Source organism: Burkholderia sp. SIMBA_051, from assembly GCF_046534915.1.
GTDB classification, from domain to species: Bacteria; Pseudomonadota; Gammaproteobacteria; order Burkholderiales; family Burkholderiaceae; genus Burkholderia; species Burkholderia ambifaria.
The window spans coordinates 1-254 of the sequence record NZ_JAWRXS010000575.1 but is presented as its reverse complement, the minus strand read 5'-3'; the positions used below and the strand labels follow the sequence as shown (position 1 = coordinate 254).

At 64.2% G+C, this 254-nt stretch carries 1 protein-coding gene; it reads right to left on the bottom strand.

Going from position 1 to position 254, the window contains the following annotated elements:
* Positions 1–253 (bottom strand): flagellar export chaperone FliS (fliS, locus tag SB771_RS35780; RefSeq protein WP_410722139.1); only part of this gene is annotated, 253 nt, incomplete at its 3' end.
* Position 254 lies beyond the last annotated feature (1 nt).

Genomic DNA, 254 nt, shown 5'->3' with positions numbered 1-254 from the left:
CCTCGAGCAGTCGCCGAGTCATATAGCTATAGAGCGCATGAAGACGCTCCGCGATTTCACCGCCGGCTTCGACGTTGAGCGCCTGCTGCAACCCGTCGCCGATGATCTGAATAGCCTTGCCGATCGCCTCGCCGCGCGCCGCGATGTCGCCCTGTTGCAGATGCATGCGCGCCTGCGCAACGGCCTTGCGTGCCCCCTGGTAGAGCATCACGATCAGGCGATGTGGACTGGCGCCCATCACCCCTGTCTCCACG